Below are 20763 nucleotides of genomic sequence, written 5' to 3' on the forward strand. Positions count from 1 at the left end.
ATTATATCATAATAATATAAATCATTATAAAGCTACTGATTTTATTTATACTGATTCCTTGTTTATTCGGCTATAAATTCCATAACAATATATCTTTTTAATAACCCAGGGGATTTATAAATTAATTTTATTCCTAAAGGACTTTCCTATCTTTTTTTGCTTTTCGTTTTTTAGTTTTTACTTTTTAGCTAACTTTGTTGCTTGTGGAAATGAACAGATATCTGATAGCGGCATTATACGTCATGGCCGGTTGTGTTGTGGCGGTTCCCTTAAAGGTGCAGGGAAGTCCTGAGCCTTTGAGAGGGGAAAGATGCAGGCTGGTAATTACAGCAACAGTAAAAGTGGTATCCCAATATGTGACGGATCAGGAAGAAGAGTCTATTGGTTGGGAGGTATCGCCTGAATATTTCCGGTTACCGGATATTGCTGCAGATCATATTTGTTTTTCTTCAGCATATTCAATTGAAGAACAGATACAATTTCCTTCTTATACTTCTCATAAAATCAGGGCTCCCGGGAAAAATTAAATTATAGTGAATTATGGGGAAGAAGGTGTGGATTTTTTATTAGAACAAGAAAAAGGAGCCTTTTATTTATTTTAAATATAATATCAGTTATAAAATGGGATTTAATGATGTATTAAAAAAACTGTTCGGAAATAAATCTGACCGGGATATGAAAGAATTAGTGCCGATTGTCGGAAAAATTAATACCGAATGGGATAAAATAAAAAATCTCAGTAACGATGAGTTGCGTGAGATTGCTAATGGATTAAAAGTTAAAATCAAAGAACATATCCGGGAGGAAGAATCGGAAATTACTGATTTAAAACGGAAAATAGAAGAAGAGAAGCCGACGATTGAGGAAAGGGAGGAGATCTACAACCGGATTGATAAACTGGAGGAAGAAATTGACAAAAAGGTAGAGGATATTTTGAATGATCTTTTACCGGTGGCTTTTGCTGTTATGAAGGACACAGCCCGCCGGTTTAAAGAAAATGAGGAAATGGTCGTAACGGCTACACAGTTTGACCGGGATCTGGCAGTAAATCACGATTTTGTAGAAATAGAGGGAGATAAAGCCATTTGGTTTAATTCCTGGATTGCCGGTGGAAATGAGGTGACTTGGGATATGGTGCACTACGATGTACAGTTGATTGGTGGAGCTGTACTTCATCAGGGAAAAATTGCTGAAATGGCGACGGGTGAAGGAAAAACTTTGGTAGCTACTTTACCGGTATTTCTGAATGCGTTGACCGGACGTGGAGTACATATGGTGACGGTGAACGACTACCTGGCAAAGCGAGACTCCGAATGGATGGGACCTTTGTATATGTTCCATGGTCTTTCGGTAGACTGCATTGATAAACATCAGCCGAATTCTCCGGAAAGGCGGAAAGCTTATCAGGCGGATATTACTTTTGGAACAAATAATGAATTTGGTTTTGATTACCTGAGGGACAATATGGCGATCAATCCGGAGGATTTGGTGCAGCGCAAGCACAATTATGCTATTGTCGACGAGGTCGATTCTGTGTTAATAGATGATGCCCGTACGCCTTTGATTATTTCCGGTCCTGTACCAAAGGGAGACGATCAGATGTTTGATGAATATAAGCCCCGGGTGGAAAGATTAGTTCGGATGCAGCGGGAATTGATAACTAAAATTTTCAACGAAGCGAAAGAGTTGTTGAATAGCGATGACTCGAAAAAAAGGAAAGAGGGGGGAGTATTATTACTAAGGGCTCATAAAGGGTTACCTAAATACAAGCCGCTTATCAAATTTTTGAGTGAGCAAGGCAATAAGGCTATGCTGATCAAAACGGAGAACGAATACATGCAGGAGAATAATCGGAGGATGCCGGAAATCACTGATCCTTTATATTTTGTAATTGATGAGAAGCTGAATTCCATTGATTTGACAGATAAAGGACACGATACTATTACTGCAGCCGGAGAAGATCCCCGGTTTTTTATATTACCCAATATCGGAGAAGAGATTGCAGAGATTGAAAAAACCGTAGCAGATGAAAAAGAAAAACTGGCGAAAAAAGATGAACTGATACAAGGGTACGCTATAAAATCAGAGCGGGTACATACGGTGAATCAGCTATTGAAAGCTTATACGCTGTTTGAGAAGGATGTAGAATATGTGGTGATTGACAACAAAGTGAAAATTGTAGATGAACAAACGGGACGTATTATGGAGGGAAGGCGTTATTCTGACGGTTTGCATCAGGCGATTGAGGCGAAGGAAAGCGTGAAAGTAGAGGCGGCTACCCAGACCTTTGCGACGATTACCTTGCAGAATTATTTCCGCATGTACCACAAGCTGGCCGGTATGACCGGTACCGCAGAGACGGAAGCGGGAGAGTTCTGGGATATCTATAAACTGGATGTTGTTGTGATTCCGACCAATCGTCCGGTCATCCGTATAGATGCCAATGACTACGTATATAAAACCAAGCGGGAAAAATACAATGCGGTAATCGAGGAAATTACGCGTTTGGTCGGTTTGGGACGTCCGGTATTGGTCGGTACGACTTCTGTGGAAGTATCCGAACTATTGAGCCGTATGTTAAAGTTACGGAACATTCCTCATAACGTATTAAATGCGAAATTGCATCATAAAGAGGCTGATATTGTGGCAGAGGCTGGTAAATCGAAAACTGTGACCATTGCTACCAATATGGCCGGTCGTGGTACCGACATCAAACTGAGCCCGGAAGTAAGGAATGCCGGAGGTTTGGCGATTATCGGTACAGAGCGTCACGATTCCCGACGGGTGGATCGTCAGTTGAGGGGGCGTGCCGGACGTCAGGGGGATCCGGGTTCATCCCAGTTTTTTGTTTCGCTCGAAGATGATCTGATGCGTTTGTTTAGTTCTGACCGGATTATCCGGGTGATGGACCGTTTGGGGCATAAAGAAGGGGATGTGATTCAGCATTCTATGATTACCCATTCCATTGAGCGGGCTCAGAAAAAAGTGGAAGAGAACAACTTCGGGATCCGGAAGCGTTTGCTGGAATACGACGATGTCATGAATTCCCAGCGTACGGTGATTTATAAACAGCGTAAAAATGCTTTATTGGGAGAGCGTATCGGGGTGGCTGTAGCCAATGATATGTACGATGTCTGCGAGGCCATTGTCAATGAGTATCAGCCGGAGAATGACCTGGAAGGCTTTAGAATGGAAATACTACGGATATTGACTATTGATTTCTCTGTAGATCCGGAAGAATTCCAGAAACTGAAGCCTGAAGAGCTAACCGAGCAATTGTACGGAAAAGTGAGGGAAGTATATACCCGTAAAGTTGAACATATTGCTCAGCAGGCTTATCCGGTCATCAAAAATGTATTTGAAAACCGGGGGGATGTATTTAAAAATATTGTAGTGCCTTTTACTGACGGACAGCGGATGTACAGTGTGGTGACCAATCTGGAGAAGGCATATCGTTCGCAGGGGGAAGATTTAATGCGTTCTTACGAGAAAGCCATTATCCTGGCTCAGATTGACGATGCCTGGAAAGAGCAGTTGAGGGAAATGGATGAACTGAAACAGTCCGTGCAGAATGCGGCTTATGAGCAGAAGGATCCCTTATTGATTTATAAATTCGAATCGTACAACCTGTTTAAGGCGATGGTTGAAAAGATTAACCGGGGAATTGTTTCGACATTGATGAAGGGACAGATTCCGATGCAAGAGCCGGAAGAAGTGCGGGAAGCCCGGGAAAGGCGTACGGACCTCAGTCGTTTGAAAGAGGGGCGTTCAGAAGCGCCGGTCGCAGCTCCGAATCAGCAGCAACCGAAACCTGAACCGGTGAAAGTAGGACCGAAGGTGGGCCGGAACGATCCCTGTCCTTGTGGAAGCGGGTTGAAGTATAAAAACTGTCACGGAAAAAATGCGTAAAGACAGGAACAGTAGATATCAATGTATCGTCTGGCCGGAGGGATGGATAAAGAAATCTGTCCTGGCGGCCGGATGACTCCAATATAAAAGGGGGAAACGGAAAGGAAGAAACTTCCTGAGTAGAAAAGCTGTTTTCGGAAAACTAAAACGGAAAATATGTTATCATTATTTATCAACTGGGATGTCAGTCCCGAGATTTTTAACCTGGGTGGAATTTCTATCCGGTATTACGGTTTGCTTTTTGCATTGGCTTTTGTATTCGGTTACAAAATCGAAGAAAAAATGTTTAAATCAGAGGGACTGAGTATGGTCTGGTTGGATAAATTATGGATTTATGTTGCCATTACGACGGTAATCGGAGCCCGGTTGGGACATTGTTTATTTTACGATTGGGCTTATTATAGCCAGCATCCTCTGGAGATTGTCCTGCCTTTCCGTTGGGATCCTGCTTTTAAATTTACGGGATACCAGGGATTGGCCAGTCACGGAGCTGCGGTGGGAATCATTGTAGGGTTGTGGTATTATTCGAAAAAAGTAAGTAAACGGTCGGTATTCTGGATACTGGACCGGGCTGTTATTCCGATAGCTTTGGCGGGATTTTTTATCCGCATGGGCAATCTGATGAATTCGGAAATCGTCGGGAAGGTGACGGATTTGCCTTGGGGATTCCGGTTTATCCATGCTTCCGGACTGAGTGATCCGCTTACTCCCCGTCATCCAGCTCAGTTGTATGAAGCCATTTGCTATTTAATTAGTTTCGGATTACTGATGTATTTCTATTGGAGGACCAAGGCAAAAGAACACCTGGGTTTTCTTTTCGGAATGTTCTTGATTCTGATTTTTACGGCCCGTTTTTTTATCGAATTCCTCAAAGAACCGCAGGAGGCCTGGGAGGCAGGTATGGCATTGAATATGGGTCAGTGGCTGAGTATACCTTTTGTGATAATAGGTATTATTATGGTGATTTACAGCAGAACGCATAAAGTGGAGGTAAAACCGGCTTCGGGGAGGGAGAAGACAGTGATAAAAAAGAACAAAGATATACAGCAGGGGGTGAAGGTAAAAGGATAAGCAATCCGGAATTTAAGCATAAAGGTATGTACGAAAAGAAATTTATGGAAGAGGCTATCCGTTTGGCGGTAGAGAATGTAGAACAGGGAAAGGGGGGACCTTTCGGAGCTGTTGTTGTAAAAGAGGGCCGGATAATAGCGGCTTGCGGAAATACGGTCACTCCGGATAATGATCCGACAGCTCATGCTGAAGTAAATGTCATCCGTTTGGCTTGCCGGCAATTGGGTACTTTTCAGTTGAAAGATTGTGAAATCTATTGCAGTTGTGAGCCTTGTCCGATGTGTTTGGGGGCTATTTATTGGGCCCGTCCGGAGAAAGTATACTATGCTTGTACCCAAGAAGATGCTGCGAAAGCGGGTTTTGACGATTCCTTTATATATAAAGAGATTGCTTTGCCGGAAGCGGAACGGAGCATTCCTTTTCTCAACCGGCGGGAAAATTTGGCCGGGGAGGAATTCCGGTTGTGGCAAGAAACTGAAGAGAAAACCGAATACTAAGAGAAAATTAAAAACGGGCTATTTTATCATTTATTTCCTGATTTGCGGTAATTTGTGTTTGATAAATACTTAACTACCGCTTTTTTTATAAACCAATTGTAGAGGTGTGCGAAAATTCATTAATCATCTAATTTTAATCTGAATGAAGACGATTTTCATTTTGTTATGGAGTATGTTGGCAGGGGTATCTGCGTTTGCTGTTCCGTTATGGATGCGTTATCCGGTAATCTCTCCCGATGGGAAGGAAATAGCTTTTGCTTATAAGGGGGATATTTATAAAGTATCATCAGCTGGGGGACTGGCGAAACGGCTTACGAGTCATCCGGCTTATGATTTTGCTCCGGTATGGTCGCCCGATAGCCGTCAGATTGCTTTTGCGAGTGCGCGTAACGGAAATTTCGATGTTTTCCTAATGCCGGCAGAGGGGGGAGAACCGAAACGTTTGACTACGTATTCCGGTAAAGAGATACCTTATGCCTTTACTCCCGACGGAAAATATATTGTATATGCTGCACAGATACAGGATCCTGCGCAGAGTGCTCTTTTCCCTAAAGCTTTTTTGACGGAACTCTATAAAGTATCCCTGAAAGGGGGCCGTCCGGAACAGCTGTTGGCAACAGCTGCTGAAAATGTCAACTTTGCCCGTTCCGGAGAATCGTTCGTCTACGAGAATGTAAAAGGTTCGGAGAATGCCTGGCGGAAACATCATACGTCTTCCGTTACCCGGGATATTATCCTTTACGATATGAAAAGCGGGAAGCATACTTTTCTGGTACAGCGGGCCGGGGAAGACCGGAATCCGGTGTTTGCCCCCGGAGATAAGGAGATTTATTTTTTGAGCGAAAGGGACGGTTCCTTTAATGTATATACCCTGCCTTTGGCTCATCCCGAGGAAGTGAAGCAGCTGACCTTTTTTAAGAAAAATCCGGTGAGGTTTCTTTCTGTATCCGGGGACGGTACTTTGTGTTTCGGATATGAAGGAGAAATATACCTGAAAAAAGGGGCTGCTCAACCTGAAAAAGTGAAGATCGAAATTATCGGGGAATCGAATATTGAAGATGTAGAATACCTCTCCTATACAAAGGGGGCATCGGAAGCTGTCCCTTCTCCGGATGGAAAACAAGTAGCTTTTACATTGAGGGGAGAAGTTTTTGTCACTTCTGTGGATTATCCGACGACGAAACAGATTACTCATACGCCTGAAAGCGAGACTGATCTGTCTTTTGCTCCGGATAACCGGACACTGGCTTATGCTTCGGAACGGGATGGAAACTGGAATATATTCCTGGCGCATATTGTGCGGGAAGAAGATCCGAATTTTTCGAATGCGACTTTAGTCCGGGAGGAAGCCTTATTCAAACCTTCGGCAACGGAACGTTTTGCTCCGTCTTTTTCTCCGGATGGAAAAGAGCTGGCATACATAGAGGACCGGGAACGCTTGATGGTGATCGACCTGAAAACACGTAAAATCCGGCAAATTACAGACGGGAAAAAACAGTATAATTCCAATGGTCATTTTGACTACAGTTGGTCGCCGGATGGAAAATGGTTCGCCTTGGAATATAATGGAAATAAACACGAACCTTATTCAGACATTGCGATAGTAAGTGCGGAGGGCGGTGAAATTGTAAACCTTACTCAAAGCGGATATACCGATCGGGCTCCCCGCTGGGTGCTGAATGGAAATGCTGTATTGTTTATTTCCGAACGCTATGGAATGCGGAACCATGCTTCCTGGGGATCCCTAAACGATGTGATGCTGGTCTTCTTAAATCAGGAGGCTTACGATCGTTATAAGATGAGTCCTGAAGATTACGAATGGGCTTATCCGAAAAAAGATAAAGGTGAAAAACCGGAAGAAAAGCCTGAAAAAATTACCGCTATCAAAGTAGAATTGGATAATATAGAAGACCGCATCGTGCGTTTGACTCCTAATTCAGCTGCTTTGGGAGGAGCTATCGTCGATAAAAAAGGCGAAAAATTGTATTATTTAGCTGCTTTTGAAGACGGATACGATTTATGGGAAACGGACATGCGGAAAAAAGAGACCAAATTGTTACATAAATTGAATGGAGGCTGGGCAAATCTTGAGTGGGATACTGATGGGGAAAATTTATTTCTGTTGGGAAGAAACAAGATGATAATGGTTAAGACGGGTTACGGAAAAATGCAGAATATAACCTACGTAGCGGAAATGAAACTGGATAAGGCGGAAGAACGGAATTATATGTTCGACCGGGTATACCGTCAGGAATTAAAACGGTTTTATGATAAAGGCATGCATGGGGTAGACTGGCCTGCTTTGCGGAAGACCTATGAAAAATTCTTGCCTTATATCAATAATAATTACGATTTTTCGGAATTGTTGAGTGAATTGCTGGGAGAATTGAATGTATCCCATACAGGAGGACGTTACCGCCCTGCTGTTTCCGGGGAGGCTACGGCAGAACTGGGATTGTTTTTCCGCTGGAATGATCAGACAGACGGATTATATATAGAAGAAGTAGTTGAAAAAGGACCTTTTGATAAAGAGGCTTCTCAGGTAAAAGCCGGTGATATTGTGGAGAAAATCGATGGTGTTGTCCTTACACGGGGAATGGATTACTTTCCTTTATTGAATAGAAAAGCCGGAAAGAAAGTGCTGGTTTCTCTTTACCGGCCCGGAGAGAAAAAACATTGGGAAGAAGTAGTAATACCCGTCAGTCAGTCGGCATGGAATCATTTATTATATAAACGTTGGGTAAAACAAAGGGCGGCAGAAGTCGACCGCCTTTCCGGAGGACGTTTAGGATATGTACACATTGAATCGATGGGGGATCCCAGTTTCCGCTCTGTCTATTCCGATATTCTGGGCAAATACAATGAAAGGGAAGGAATAGTGATTGATACCCGTTTTAACGGAGGGGGACGTTTGCATGAAGATATCGAAGTTTTGTTCAGTGGAGAAAAATATTTTACTCAGGTGGTGAGAGGTAAGGAAGCCTGTGATATGCCGAGTCGCCGTTGGAATAAACCTTCCGTTATGTTAATTGGGGAGGCTAACTATTCGAATGCTCATGGGACACCCTGGGTATATAAACACAAAGGGCTCGGTAAATTGGTTGGAATGCCGGTGCCGGGGACCATGACAAGTGTATCCTGGGAAACCTTACAGGATCCTTCTTTGGTTTTCGGAATTCCGATAGTGGGATATCGTCTGGCTGACGGTTCTTATTTGGAAAACCAGCAGTTAGAGCCGGATGTAAAAATGATGAACCGGCCGGAAGAGGTGGTGAAAGGCCGGGATGAACAGTTGGAAAAGGCTGTACAAGTATTATTGGAAGAATTGGACGGGAAAAAATAAATTCCGGAATCGGTTCGTCCAGACGCTTAAGTGTAAGGCTGTGTAAGCGTTCAGGTGTGAAAATGGTTAATGGCACTTTGTGTCCGAAGGAGACTTGCCTGGCGGCTTGTTGATTCGTGAATAAGGTGTTTCATCCTTTTTGAAGGAGACACTGATCTCCGTTCAAAATTATTCAGACATCTGAACATTTACACAGTTTTACATTTTTATATTTATGCTGTAAAACATTTTTCTTTTTTTCCTTTCTTTTCTCTTTTTTCTTTTCTAACTTCAATGCCCCAAATTAATGAATATGTCATAATTTTTTAACACAAATATAACATTTGAATATTTGCTTTGTAATAAACAATTAGGTTGATATAATGTCCGGGGAACCGGGAAAATAAAATTCCGATAGATTAGAGATTATGAAAATTAGAAATGTTTTAGGTGCACTCCTGTTTTTAGTATCAGGATTAATTTCCTGCGAAGATAATTCCTTGTCTGAAAAGGGGAATCGTTTGCCGGTACAATTTACTGCCGGAATTAAAGGTGAGATTCAGTCCCGGGTTACCGGTACGAACTGGGATGCCGGGGACACTATTGGCATCTTTATGAAGGGAAGCGGGCAGTTGCTCTCGGCCGCTGCTATTTTGGAAGGGGCTGATAATTTAGCGTATATGGCTAATGGAAAGGATTTATTTATACCGGCGGCTTTTCGTTGGATTTATTACCCGGCGGATGGGTCTAAAGTGGATTTTATCGCTTATTATCCGTATCAGGAAAATCTGACGGATTATATCTATAAAATAGATTTGTCCAGGCAGGTGAGTGCTAGCAGTGCTGATTTATTGTATGCGGATGGGGCAAAAGGGTTGGCTATGGGAAATGAAACTGTTCCTTTAGCTTTTTCTCACCAATTGTCCCGTGTTGTATTGAATATTACGATGGGGGAAGGGATAGAGAATCTGAGCGGTTTAAAAGTCGTTTTATCTGGTTTGAAAACAAAGGCTGATTTTGCATTAGCGGATGGTACTTTGACGCTGTCAGCAGGTTCAGTAGGAGAGATTAATATCCCTCTTGCAGCGACGGAAAAGGGAAAGAAAGGGGAAGTGATGGTGTTGCCGGAGGCCGGTATCAAAGGGGCATATATCCGTTTTTACCTTCATTCCAAGACCTATGACTGGAATATACCCGATGGTTTTACCTATGAAAAAGGGAAACGGTATACTTACGATATTGTATTGAAAAACGGAGGTGCGGTTGAAGAACCTTCTCTGCCGTCCTGGTTTGAGACTCCGGCAGGAGAGGTGGAAAATACAATTTATGTAACCCATTATTTACCGGACCGGGCAGGTATCAGAAATTATGCGATGCTATACGATACGATTAATAAACTGGCTTACTGGGTTGCTTATCCGTTGCATTCGTCTTATGTCAGTTCAGGACGTTGGGATGCCTGGGATTATGATCCGGAAATCAAACCCAGTTTACAACCTTATTTAAAGAGCGGATTCGGTATTTCCGGTATTGACAGGGGCCATCAGATTCCGAGTGCAGACCGGAATTACAATAAGGTTGAAAATGCGACTACCTTTTATTTCAGTAATATGACTGCACAGAATTCGACATTGAATCAGGGAATGTGGGCGAGCCTGGAGGGAAAAATCAGAACGTGGATGCGTAATTGTGATACTTTATATGTAGTGACAGGAGCTATGATCACGACAAAGTCCGATCAGAACATAACTTATGTACGGGATAATGACAAGAAAAATGTAGCGAAACCCAAATATTATTTTAAAGCTTTAGCTCAAAAAGTGGGAAATACCTATTATACACTTGGGTTTAAAATGGACAATAAAGCTCCTTCAAATACCGATTATAATGCTTACCGCATGACTGTCACTCAGTTGGAGGAAGAAACGGGTTTTACCTTTTTCCCTCAGCTTACGGGTGCAGTCAAAGGGAAAATAGAGACAAGCCGATGGAATTAACAGAAATGTGATATTCTGTTTCTCTAAAAGTAACAAAAAGAAAGTTTATTTGTATGCTTTTAAAAGCACCGCTTTTTAAGTAGTATTATTAGTATAACAAAAACAAAAATCATGAAAATTAAAAACATTTTAGGAATGATGCTGTTATTGTCATTGTTTTTCGTTGCTTGCGATAATGATGACGATATCCGTACTGACAACGGGTTAACGGTGAAATTTTCTTCTTCAATCGATGGATTGATCCCCTCGAGAGCTGTAGGTAGTGGCTGGGAGTCCAACGACGCTATCGGAGTTTATATGTTGAAGACCGGACAGGCTTTATCGGAAGCAAATATTGTGGACGGGGCTGCCAATAGAGAGTATGTGACGGCCTCCGGAGACGGGAATTTTGCTCCTGCGGTAGGACAAACTATTTTATATCCGGCAGATGGAAGTAGTGTTGATTTCATTGCATATTATCCTTATGCCACTATTGCTGCTTATCAATATGCTGTAAATGTGGAAAATCAGACCTCTCAGCCGGACATTGATTTATTGTACGCAAATAATGCCAAAGGTTTGAACAAGGACAATACAGCAGCTTCACTGACCTTTTCTCATCAGTTGGCAAAGATGGTATTTAACATCAAAGCCGGAAGCGGTATTTCCAGTTTGGAGGGTTTGAATATTACCTTGAATGGAATGAAGACACAGGCTTCTTTTGCTTTAGCAGACGGAACGCTGGCTGTGGACAATGCTTCTGGAAAAGAATTGACAGTGAAAATGAGTCCTGCAGTAGAAGGAGTAGTTGGGGAAGCAATTATCCTTCCTGTAAATGCCTTGAATGATGGAAACATTGTATTTACGTTACCTATGGGTGCATACAAATGGAATATCCCTGCCGGACAGGAATATGCAAAGGGTAAAAAATATACTTATGACGTGGAATTGACAAACAGTGGCGGCGGAATAACGGCTTCTATCAGTGCTACAATTGAAGATTGGGTGGATGCACCGAGACAGAACATCAATATTGATTTTGGTAATACCACTCTTGGAGACGGAACGAAAGAAAATCCGTATTCTGTAAATCAAGCTTTGACGCTTACACAGGATGGAGTTTGGGTAGGAGGATATATAAGTGGTGTAGAGGAAACAAGAAGTGCTTATACTGTAAAAACCAATATTTTGTTAGCTGGAACTGCCGGAGAAACGGACCGTTCTAAATGTGTGTTGGTACAATTGACAGACGGAAGCGATATTCAGAAAGCTTTGAACTTGGTAGACCATCCGGACCTGGAAGGCAAATTCGTAAAAGTGCTTGGAAACGTGGCAAACGGCATTGTTGCAAATGTGACGGAACAAGTGGGTGGAATTACATCTGATCCGCAGACACAAGTTATTTTTACCGAAAAGTTTGACGGTACAGATTTGTCAGGAGGTTCTAAAGTGAAAATTGGCAGTTATACAGGTTTTGATAATGGTACCGGGCTTGTTTTCTCTGATGAATACGGTACGGCAGATGTGCGTTATTTGAAATCTACAGCAAACAATAACGTATGGTTCCCTGCTTCTAAAGATGCTTCTTTAAAAATTTCAGGAATTAATACGGCCGGGTATACCAATATCAAATTAACTTATGAAGCAGCTGCAAATGTGTTCAATGCAGGAGCTAGCATCAATTTGAATACGTTGAAAGTGTATTGGAATGATCAGGAACTGACAGTTCCCGGAAAAGTAGTATCAAAAGATAATAACGAAGCCAATGTATTTTTCGAAATGGTAATTTCTTCCGGAATGTCCGCTTCTGCTAATGCAGAATTGAAATTTGTAGCTCTGGGAGCAGAAAATGACATGGGATTACGTTTGGATAATATCAAACTTGTGGGGGATAAATAAACTTTGACGGATACAGACAGAGAGGCTGGCTGAAAAAAATTTTGGCCGCCTCTTTCTCTCTTTGGAACATAAAGCAGCGTTCAGTTGTAAATCTATTTTTTAAGGTACTGGTTTTGATTTGATTAAGGTACAATGGTGGCGATGGGAGTGGGGCAGGTAATTTATTTGTTCGGTGTTTTATTAAAAATTTGACTATTATAGGACAGTTTTAGCGTGTTTGATTTTTAAGCATACATATAAATTTTTCGGAGCATATCCAAACAAATTAGAAAATACGAGGAGTATGAAGCAAAAATTACTATTTTTTATAGTATTCCTTTTCCCCTTTTTCATTTATGCACAACAGCCGGCAGAAATAAAGGGAAATGTGATCAGTTCGGTGACAGGAATGCCGGTGGCGGGGGTTATTGTGACCCTGAAAAGTCAGGACCGGCAGGCCAGGACCGATTCGAAAGGGCTGTTTTATTTTCAGAAAGTAGCTACAGGGAAAGATACGCTTGCTTTTAATGCTGCCAGTATACGTCCCCTGGAACTACCGGTAGATATTTTGGCAGGGATGCCTACTGTGCTGAATGACGTTCGGGTGGTGGATTTAAATGCTGTTGAAGATATGTCATTAGTGGGGGTAATTGACGAAGTACTGACAGATGATGATGCAGAGAGTTCTTCTCAGGAAGTTAGTTCTACCGTTATTCTCTCCAATGATGTCTATCTGAACCGGGCTGCCTATCAGTTGTCGCCAGCGCGGTTCCAGGTGAGAGGATACGATAGCTATTATGAGCAAAAATATATAAACGGAGTTAGCTTTAACGACCAGTTAAGGGGTGTATTTAATTATGCTGCTATCGGTGCATTGAATGATATGACCCGTAACGGGGATGTTACGAATTATAACCGTCCTTCCGCTTTTACTTTTGGTTCGATCGGAGGAGCGGAAAATATTAATATGAGGGCCGGAAGCAATGCTTCGGGCACGAAAGTTTCACTTTCCTATACGAACCGGAATTATTATCTGAGGGGAATGGCAACTTATTCTACAGGAATGACGGATAAAGGCTGGGCTTTTACGGCTTCTGTCGGCGGGCGCTATTCCGATAGGGGAAATATTGAAGGTACGTTCTACCGGAATTTTTCTTACGCCTTGTCTGTGGAGAAACAATGGAATGAAGGTCAGCATAGTTTATCTCTCACGACTTTCGGTTCTCCGGTAGAAAGGGGGCAGCAAGGGGCTTCCTATCAGGAAGTGTATGAGCTGACCGGGAACAACCTTTATAACCCCAATTGGGGATACCAGAAGGGTAAACGGAGAAATGCAAAAGTTGTGAAGGCTTATGACCCTACTGTGATCTTATCCCATGTATGGAAAATCAATGAAAATATCAGCCTTACTTCCGGAATAGCTTTTCATTACGGAAGGTATGGAAATACGGCTTTAAACTGGTATAACGGACCCGACCCGAGGCCTGATTATTACCGTTATTTGCCTTCTTATTTTGAAGACACCCTTATTCAGGAACAATATACTGCATTGTGGAGAAGTAAGGACCGGAATTTTACGCAGATTAACTGGGATAAATTATACCGGGCCAATGAGTTAAATATAACCCAAGGAAATGGTTCAGCTATTTATATGGTAGAAGAAAGAAGAAGTGATTTGTATGAGACCTCTTTCAATTCCACTTTAAATGCGGTAATGAAGGGAAATATGAAACTTTTTGCCGGTATCGGTTTGAGAGCGACTACATCCCGGCAATTTAAAAAGGTAGACGATTTACTGGGAGCGCGTTACGTATTGGATATCGATAAATTTGCAGAACAGGATTTTTCCGGGGATCCGGAGAAATTACAGAACGATTTGAACCAACCCGACCGCAAAGCGTTGAAGGGAGATAAATTCGGTTACAATTTTGATCTGAATATTTATTCGGCTAATGCCTGGGTTTTGAACCAGTACAGTACGCAAAAATTTGATTATTATTATGGATTTAAGCTGACATATACCTACTTTCAGCGGGATGGAAAAATGAAGAACGGACGTTATCCGACGAATTCTTTCGGTAAAGGAGCTTCTCATTCTTTTACGGATATTGCCTTAAAAGGAGGGTTGACCTATAAAATCAACGGCCGGCATTTTATTACGGGAAACGTGAGCTATGCGACAGAGGCACCTCTGCCCAATAATTCTTACGTATCTCCCCGTATAACAGATAAAACGGTGAAAAACCTGAAAAGCGGAAGCTATTTTTCTGCCGACCTGAATTACATCTTTTCCCTGCCTTCTATAAACGGACGTTTGGGGGTGTTTCAGACAAACTTTTACAATCAGATGGACCGGATCAGTTATTATGACGGGATTTCCGGAACATTTATCAATCATGTGCTGACGGGCATCAACCGGATTCACCGGGGAGTAGAGGTGGGAGTAACTTATAAACTTGACAATCACTGGAGTTTCGATTTGGCGGGAACATTAGCGGAATATTATTACAGCAATAATCCGATGGGAACCATCAATTCTGAAAACGGAAAAATTGATAACCGGGAAGAGAAAGTATATTTAAAGAATTTCTATGTAGGCGGAACTCCGCAGTTTGCCGGTACATTCGGAGTGCGTTATTTTATCAAATATTGGTTCCTGGGAGTCAATGTAAACGGTTTTGCCCGGAATTACATAGAGATAGCTCCTTTGAGGCGGCTGGCTTCGAATTACGAGAGTGTAGATCCGACTGTTCCCGAGACTATGGAAGCCTATCGCTCTCTGGTAAAGCAGGAACGTTTTGACAATAACTATACCGTAGATTTGTCTATCGGTAAGATATTTTATTTACCCGGGAGAAGTTCTGTCAACTTCAATTTATCGGTTAATAATCTCCTGAATAAAGAGAACATCCGGACCGGGGGATATGAGCAGGGTCGTATGGATATTTCCTATCCGAACCGCTTCGGATCCAAATATTATTATATGCAGGGCATTAATTGTTTCCTGAATGTAAGTTATAAATTTTAGAATCAGGCCGTTTTATTTATTCCGTAAATTAAAAAAATAACATATGAAAACTTTACAGAGAATTCTTTATTTATTTCTGTTGACGCTGGCTGTAGTGGCCTGTGAAAGGGATTATGACATGCCTCCGTTGAATGAACCCAAATATGAGGGAGCGGATGCCAATACAAGTATTAACAGTTTGAAAAAAGATTATGCGGCAGCTACGCAGGATAATCCCCTCACGATTGAAGAGGATTTGATTTTGCGGGCTATTGTCAGTGCCAATGATGCGTCCGGGAACATATTTAAACAAATATTTGTACAGGACAGTACAGGAGGTATTCCCATAAGTGTGGATCAGAATAGTGTGTATACGACTTACCGGGTAGGACAGGAAGTCTTTATAGATTTGAAGGGAATGTGCGTATCTGCTTATGGAGGGCAACTGCAGTTGGGTTATCCGGGGGCTTATCTTTATCGTACTCCTTGGGAAGATTTTGTAGCGCATGTATTATTAAATGGCTGGCCTGATGAGACTGAATTGGTCCCGGTACAAGTAAATGATATTAGTAAATTAAATGAGCATATCGAAAAGTTGACCTATACTTTGGTTCAATTAAATGAAGTCAGTTTTACAAATGGAGGAAAGAATACTTTTGCTCCTGCAATGGGTTATGGAACGGAGACGCTAAAGGATGCCCAGGGAAATACAATAGATGTGCGTACCAGTAATTATGCAGATTTTGCGTCGGATAAGCTTCCGGAAGGAATCGGTACGGTGACCGGAATTTTGGGACGTTTTAATGATTCCTGGCAGTTGACGATAAGGACGAGAGATGATATCGGGGCATTTGAGGGGGAGGTGCCTCAGCCTCCGGTTGGGGAAGAAACGGTGATTTTTATGGAGACTTTTGGGGATGGTTATTATCCCTCAGGCAGCCGGCCTAAAATTGCTGATTTTACAGATTTTGATATGGAAGCTCCCATTACCTATAGCGATGCTTCCGGAAATGCTGATATCCGGAGTATGTCCGGTGCAAACGGAGCACATGTGTGGTTCCCTGCCAATAAGGACGCTTATTTAACGATTAGCGGAATTAATACCACAGGCCATCAAAGAATTGTATTGAGTTACGAAGTGGCAGCTAATTTGTATAGTGCCGGAGAGTCTATGAATTTGAATGCAATGACAGTGAAATGCAACGGTATTGCTTTGGAGGTACCGAGTATACCGGTATCGAATGAAAACGGGGATAATAGTAAATTCTATAGTATAGAGATTGACAATATTGCGATAGCCGAAAATATTGTCCTTGAATTTTTCGCTTCTGCCAGCCAGAATACTTTAGGTTTGCGTTTGGACAATATCAAGCTTACGGCCGATCCGCAGGAAGGAGGTGGGGGAGATGAACCGATTGTACCGGATCCCATGAAAAAATAAATGAAGTAAATCCTGAGGTTCTGGGAGAAAAGTATTTCTTATTTAGAACTTCGGGATTTATTTTCTGTAATATTATTCGCTATGAAGAAGTATCTGTATCTGATAGGATTGTTATTTATAACACTTCCTTTATTTGCACAGCACAAATTGGGCGTTTATGCCGTCGGGTTTTATAATTTGGAAAATTTATTTGATACCAGAGATGAAAAAGGAATAGCGGACGGGGATTTCACTCCTGCGGGGGCCTATAACTGGACTCCGGAAAAATACAGACAGAAATTAGCCAGACTTTCGTATGTTATATCCCGTTTAGCGCGGGAATATTGTCCTGCAGGACCGGCGGTGCTCGGAGTAGGGGAAGTGGAAAATCGCGGGGTACTCGAGGATTTGGTAAAGACCGGTGAATTAGCCAAAATCGGATATGAAATTGTGCATTACGATTCACCTGATCGAAGGGGGATTGATGTGGCAGTATTGTATAATCCGAAATTATTTCATCTGACTTCTTCCCGGGTGTATCCTTATCGTTTGCCGGCAGATACTACGTTCAGAACCCGTGACCAATTATTGGTTAGCGGGATTTTAGCCGGAGAAGCTTTTCATGTCATCGTAAACCATTGGCCTTCCCGTTGGGGGGATAAATCTTCCCCCTTACGGGAATATGCAGCTTCTATTACACTGCATATAGTAGATTCTCTTTACCGGATTGATCCTCATGCAAAAATTGTAATCATGGGAGATTTCAATGACGATCCGGGAGATAAAAGTTGCCGGGAAGTATTGAAAGCCCGTAAAAAACAGAATCAGGTTGAACCGGGCGGTTTATATAATGCTACCTGGGCCTTATGGGATAAAGGAATAGGTTCGCTTTGCTATCAGGATAAGTGGAATCTTTTCGACCAGCAAATTTTGTCTTACGGATTGTTGGGAAAAGATTATTCCACTTTAAAATTCTGGAAGGTGGAAATTTTTAACCGGGATTTTCTGATACAGAAAGAAGGAAAATATAAAGGTTACCCTTTCCGGACATTTTCCGGTTCGACTTTTCAGAATGGATTTAGCGATCATTTCCCCTCATTGGTGTATTTCGTAAAAGAAATTCAGTGAGGGAGAATGGAAAAACCTTTTAAAAAGGAAGAAACACTTCTTACCGGAAACAATATTATATTTCGCTGGTAAACGAACTGAAGGGTTTTGATAAAAACTAAACCCCAAGCGAAAGTTCGTTTGCCGGTGAAGTCTTTACAGGTAGCTCCAACGGATAGAAATAATAAGACGGAGATATCGGGAGTTTTATATTTGCTTTACTTCTCTGAGTATCCTTTCATTTTAATTATCTTTTTACTTTATGTCATTTGTGAAAAATATATTAAAATTTAAAAAATTAATTTAATATTTTGAATTATAATTTAATTTTATTATATTTAAACTGTTTTAAAATAGTATAATATTTTATTTGGTTTTCATTGAATAATAATAAAATATAAGTTATTAATTAAAAAGCGTGGCTATGAAAAAATTATGGTTAGTAACTGTGTTGTTGCTCCTGCTTGGTAGTTGTAGCAATGACGAAAGTCCTGTACCGGTTCAGACGGAGGATGAAAATACGGCTTTTGTTCCGCATTTTTACGGAATGGCTCGTTTGGAGAATTTGGCTCCGGGAACGCGTGGGGTAGCAAATGCACAAAAAGTCTGGCAAAAGTCGATGGCGGAGACAGGTCTTACGGTAAAGTTCCTCAACGGTTCAGATAATTATAAAGCGCTGGTTGAGAGACTGGTAAGGGAGTGGGAAAAAGTGGCGGGAGTCCGGTTTACTTTTGTGGCGGGAGATCAGGATGCTTTGATTCGGGTAGGTTTTGATTATGTTCCGGGCATGATGTCGAGTTGGGCGTTAACGGGGACTGATCATTTGCAAGTGTATGATCGGCAGCAGGAACCTACAGTTCATTTTGCACGGTGGAGGCGTTGTGCCAATCAACTCAAATGCAGTGATGTATTGAGGGCTTTCGGGCAGGTGCTCGGTCTGGAGCTGGAATTCCGTCATCCCGACTTTGATCCGGGCTGGATTGTCGATGAGAATGGCAATGTGGATGAGGCGAAGATCCAGCAGTATTGGGAAAATGAATTGAAAGATTATATTACCTGGGAGGAGTTGAGAAAGATTTTATTGGAACCGCTTCAGAACCAGACTTCCCAGATATACAAGACGAAAGCTTACGATCCGGAATCGGTAATGACGTGGCCTTTATATGAGATGATTGCACGTAACATTCCGCCCATCCTATTCTCAGATGAATTTAAATGGGAGCTTTCTGCCCAGGACAAGGAGTTCATTCAGGAAATCTACGGGCCTACTTTGGGAGAATTCTATCCGGAGGACAGGTATTTGAAATTAATCGAATTCGATTATACAGGTACAACTCCTGAATTTACATTGACAACGACTAAAAATATTGCAGTCATTTGGGATCAGGATGCCAAGGAAGCAACTAATTATTATATGCCTATGGGTACATCGGCAGAGTATACTTTTACAGCTACTCATACTTTTGCCGAAAGTAAAGAGCGCAGAATTATCATTGCAGAGTTTTTGGACTGGGGACAGGAAGCTCCTGCAGAAAGTATGGCTTTGACAAAATTCGACCTGACAAAAGGAGTCGGGGCTAGTAATTTTGATATAAAATTACTGAATAAGGCTCTGGAATATATTCGTATTATCGGAGGAAACGGTTTTGTGAGCCAGCATTTTAATTTTAAAGGTTACAATAACCTGAAGGAACTTTATCTGGTGGGAACTTTGGATTCCAGAGTGACCTTGGAGGAATGTAAAAACCTGGAGATTTTTGCTACAAGCATGTATATTCATAAACCGGCTACACTGAGCGGTCCGTTACAAACAACTGTTGCTCATACTCCCGGAGAGGAGGGGTATTATCAGGCAACAGGACCGCTTGCAGAATGGTCAGCTATAAATGTTTCTAACACGGAATGGCCAAAACATGCAGAAGAATATTATTCGTTGAGTGACCTGCACGGCCCGGGAATTACCATCAAAAATTGCAGTAACCTGAAAGAGATTAGTTTAGAAAATACGCGGATCAAGCATATCGATTTCAGTGGTCTTCCTCATTTGGAGTACATTTATCTTTCCTCTGCCCGGGGATATCTTATAAACGGTGGTTTGGGGGACAATAAGGGAGAATATTTAAATGCAGCATGCAGCACTTTGGAAAATAGAAAAAATCTGTCTTCCGGAATAATTGTATTACGCGGTATTACAACAGATATTAATTCTTCGGATTACGATATGATTCTTCTGAATCTCAATCAATATATCCAAATTTATAATCAACTGAAAGCTAAAAACTGGATAGCTGTTTGGGATTCCGGATTACTTCTGTTTGCAAAAGCAGTTTTTGAAGAAGAAAAGTGATAAGTATTTGTACCTTTTAGAATGTATTAATGTTTAGAAATAAATGAAAAACTAAGCGGGGTCCGGTTTTATCGGACCCCGCCTGTTGTGGGATAAAATTATTTTATTTTTTACGGGTGCCGGCATTATTGAATTAGAAGAAGTGAGGAAAACAGGTTTGGCCATTTCTGATACATAAACTGTTGATTTTGATTCGGCCTTTGTTTATGTGCTGTTAAGATGCGGTATA

At 41.7% G+C, this 20763-nt stretch carries 11 protein-coding genes; all 11 read left to right on the forward strand.

Features of this window, described 5'->3' with window-relative positions; genetic code table 11:
* Positions 1-203: 203 nt before the first annotated feature.
* The 11 genes from Q0465_RS12690 (at position 204) to Q0465_RS12740 (ending at position 20534) form a co-directional block, all read left to right on the forward strand.
* Positions 204-527, forward strand: coding sequence for a hypothetical protein (locus Q0465_RS12690; protein WP_298616736.1), 324 nt, complete (start codon positions 204-206; stop codon positions 525-527).
* A gap of 94 nt (positions 528-621) precedes the next feature.
* Entirely contained in the window at positions 622-3909 is a 3288-nt protein-coding gene (secA, locus tag Q0465_RS12695; RefSeq protein ID WP_298616737.1) for a preprotein translocase subunit SecA, read from the forward strand.
* Between the two features lie 156 nt (positions 3910-4065).
* Entirely contained in the window at positions 4066-4980 is a 915-nt protein-coding gene (lgt, locus tag Q0465_RS12700) for a prolipoprotein diacylglyceryl transferase (protein WP_298616738.1), read from the forward strand.
* A gap of 26 nt (positions 4981-5006) precedes the next feature.
* Positions 5007-5477: a nucleoside deaminase gene (locus Q0465_RS12705; protein ID WP_298616739.1), complete on the forward strand. Its 471-nt coding sequence runs from the start codon at positions 5007-5009 to the stop codon at positions 5475-5477.
* Between the two features lie 142 nt (positions 5478-5619).
* The gene (locus Q0465_RS12710; protein ID WP_298616740.1) at positions 5620-8820 is read left to right on the forward strand and encodes a S41 family peptidase; all 3201 of its coding nucleotides are present in this window, start codon (positions 5620-5622) and stop codon (positions 8818-8820) included.
* A 407-nt stretch (positions 8821-9227) separates the two neighbouring features.
* Positions 9228-10796, forward strand: coding sequence for a fimbrillin family protein (locus tag Q0465_RS12715; protein WP_298616741.1), 1569 nt, complete (start codon positions 9228-9230; stop codon positions 10794-10796).
* Positions 10797-10907: 111 nt separating this feature from the next.
* Positions 10908-12674 carry a fimbrillin family protein gene (locus Q0465_RS12720; RefSeq protein ID WP_298616742.1) on the forward strand — a complete coding sequence of 589 codons (1767 nt, stop codon included), beginning with the start codon at positions 10908-10910 and terminating at the stop codon, positions 12672-12674.
* A 283-nt stretch (positions 12675-12957) separates the two neighbouring features.
* Complete coding sequence (locus tag Q0465_RS12725; RefSeq protein ID WP_298616743.1) at positions 12958-15681, forward strand: TonB-dependent receptor; 2724 nt, start codon at positions 12958-12960, stop codon at positions 15679-15681.
* 43 nt (positions 15682-15724) lie between these two features.
* On the forward strand, positions 15725-17101 hold the full coding sequence (locus Q0465_RS12730; protein WP_298616744.1) for a DUF5689 domain-containing protein: 1377 nt from the start codon (positions 15725-15727) through the stop codon (positions 17099-17101).
* Between the two features lie 81 nt (positions 17102-17182).
* Positions 17183-18208 carry an endonuclease/exonuclease/phosphatase family protein gene (locus Q0465_RS12735; protein ID WP_298616745.1) on the forward strand — a complete coding sequence of 342 codons (1026 nt, stop codon included), beginning with the start codon at positions 17183-17185 and terminating at the stop codon, positions 18206-18208.
* Positions 18209-18611: 403 nt separating this feature from the next.
* Positions 18612-20534, forward strand: a complete 1923-nt coding sequence (locus Q0465_RS12740) for a hypothetical protein (protein WP_298616746.1) — start codon at positions 18612-18614, stop codon at positions 20532-20534.
* The last annotated feature ends 229 nt before the right edge of the window (positions 20535-20763 follow it).

It is taken from the genome of uncultured Odoribacter sp. (assembly GCF_937966165.1).
Lineage (GTDB): Bacteria > Bacteroidota > Bacteroidia > Bacteroidales > Marinifilaceae > Culturomica.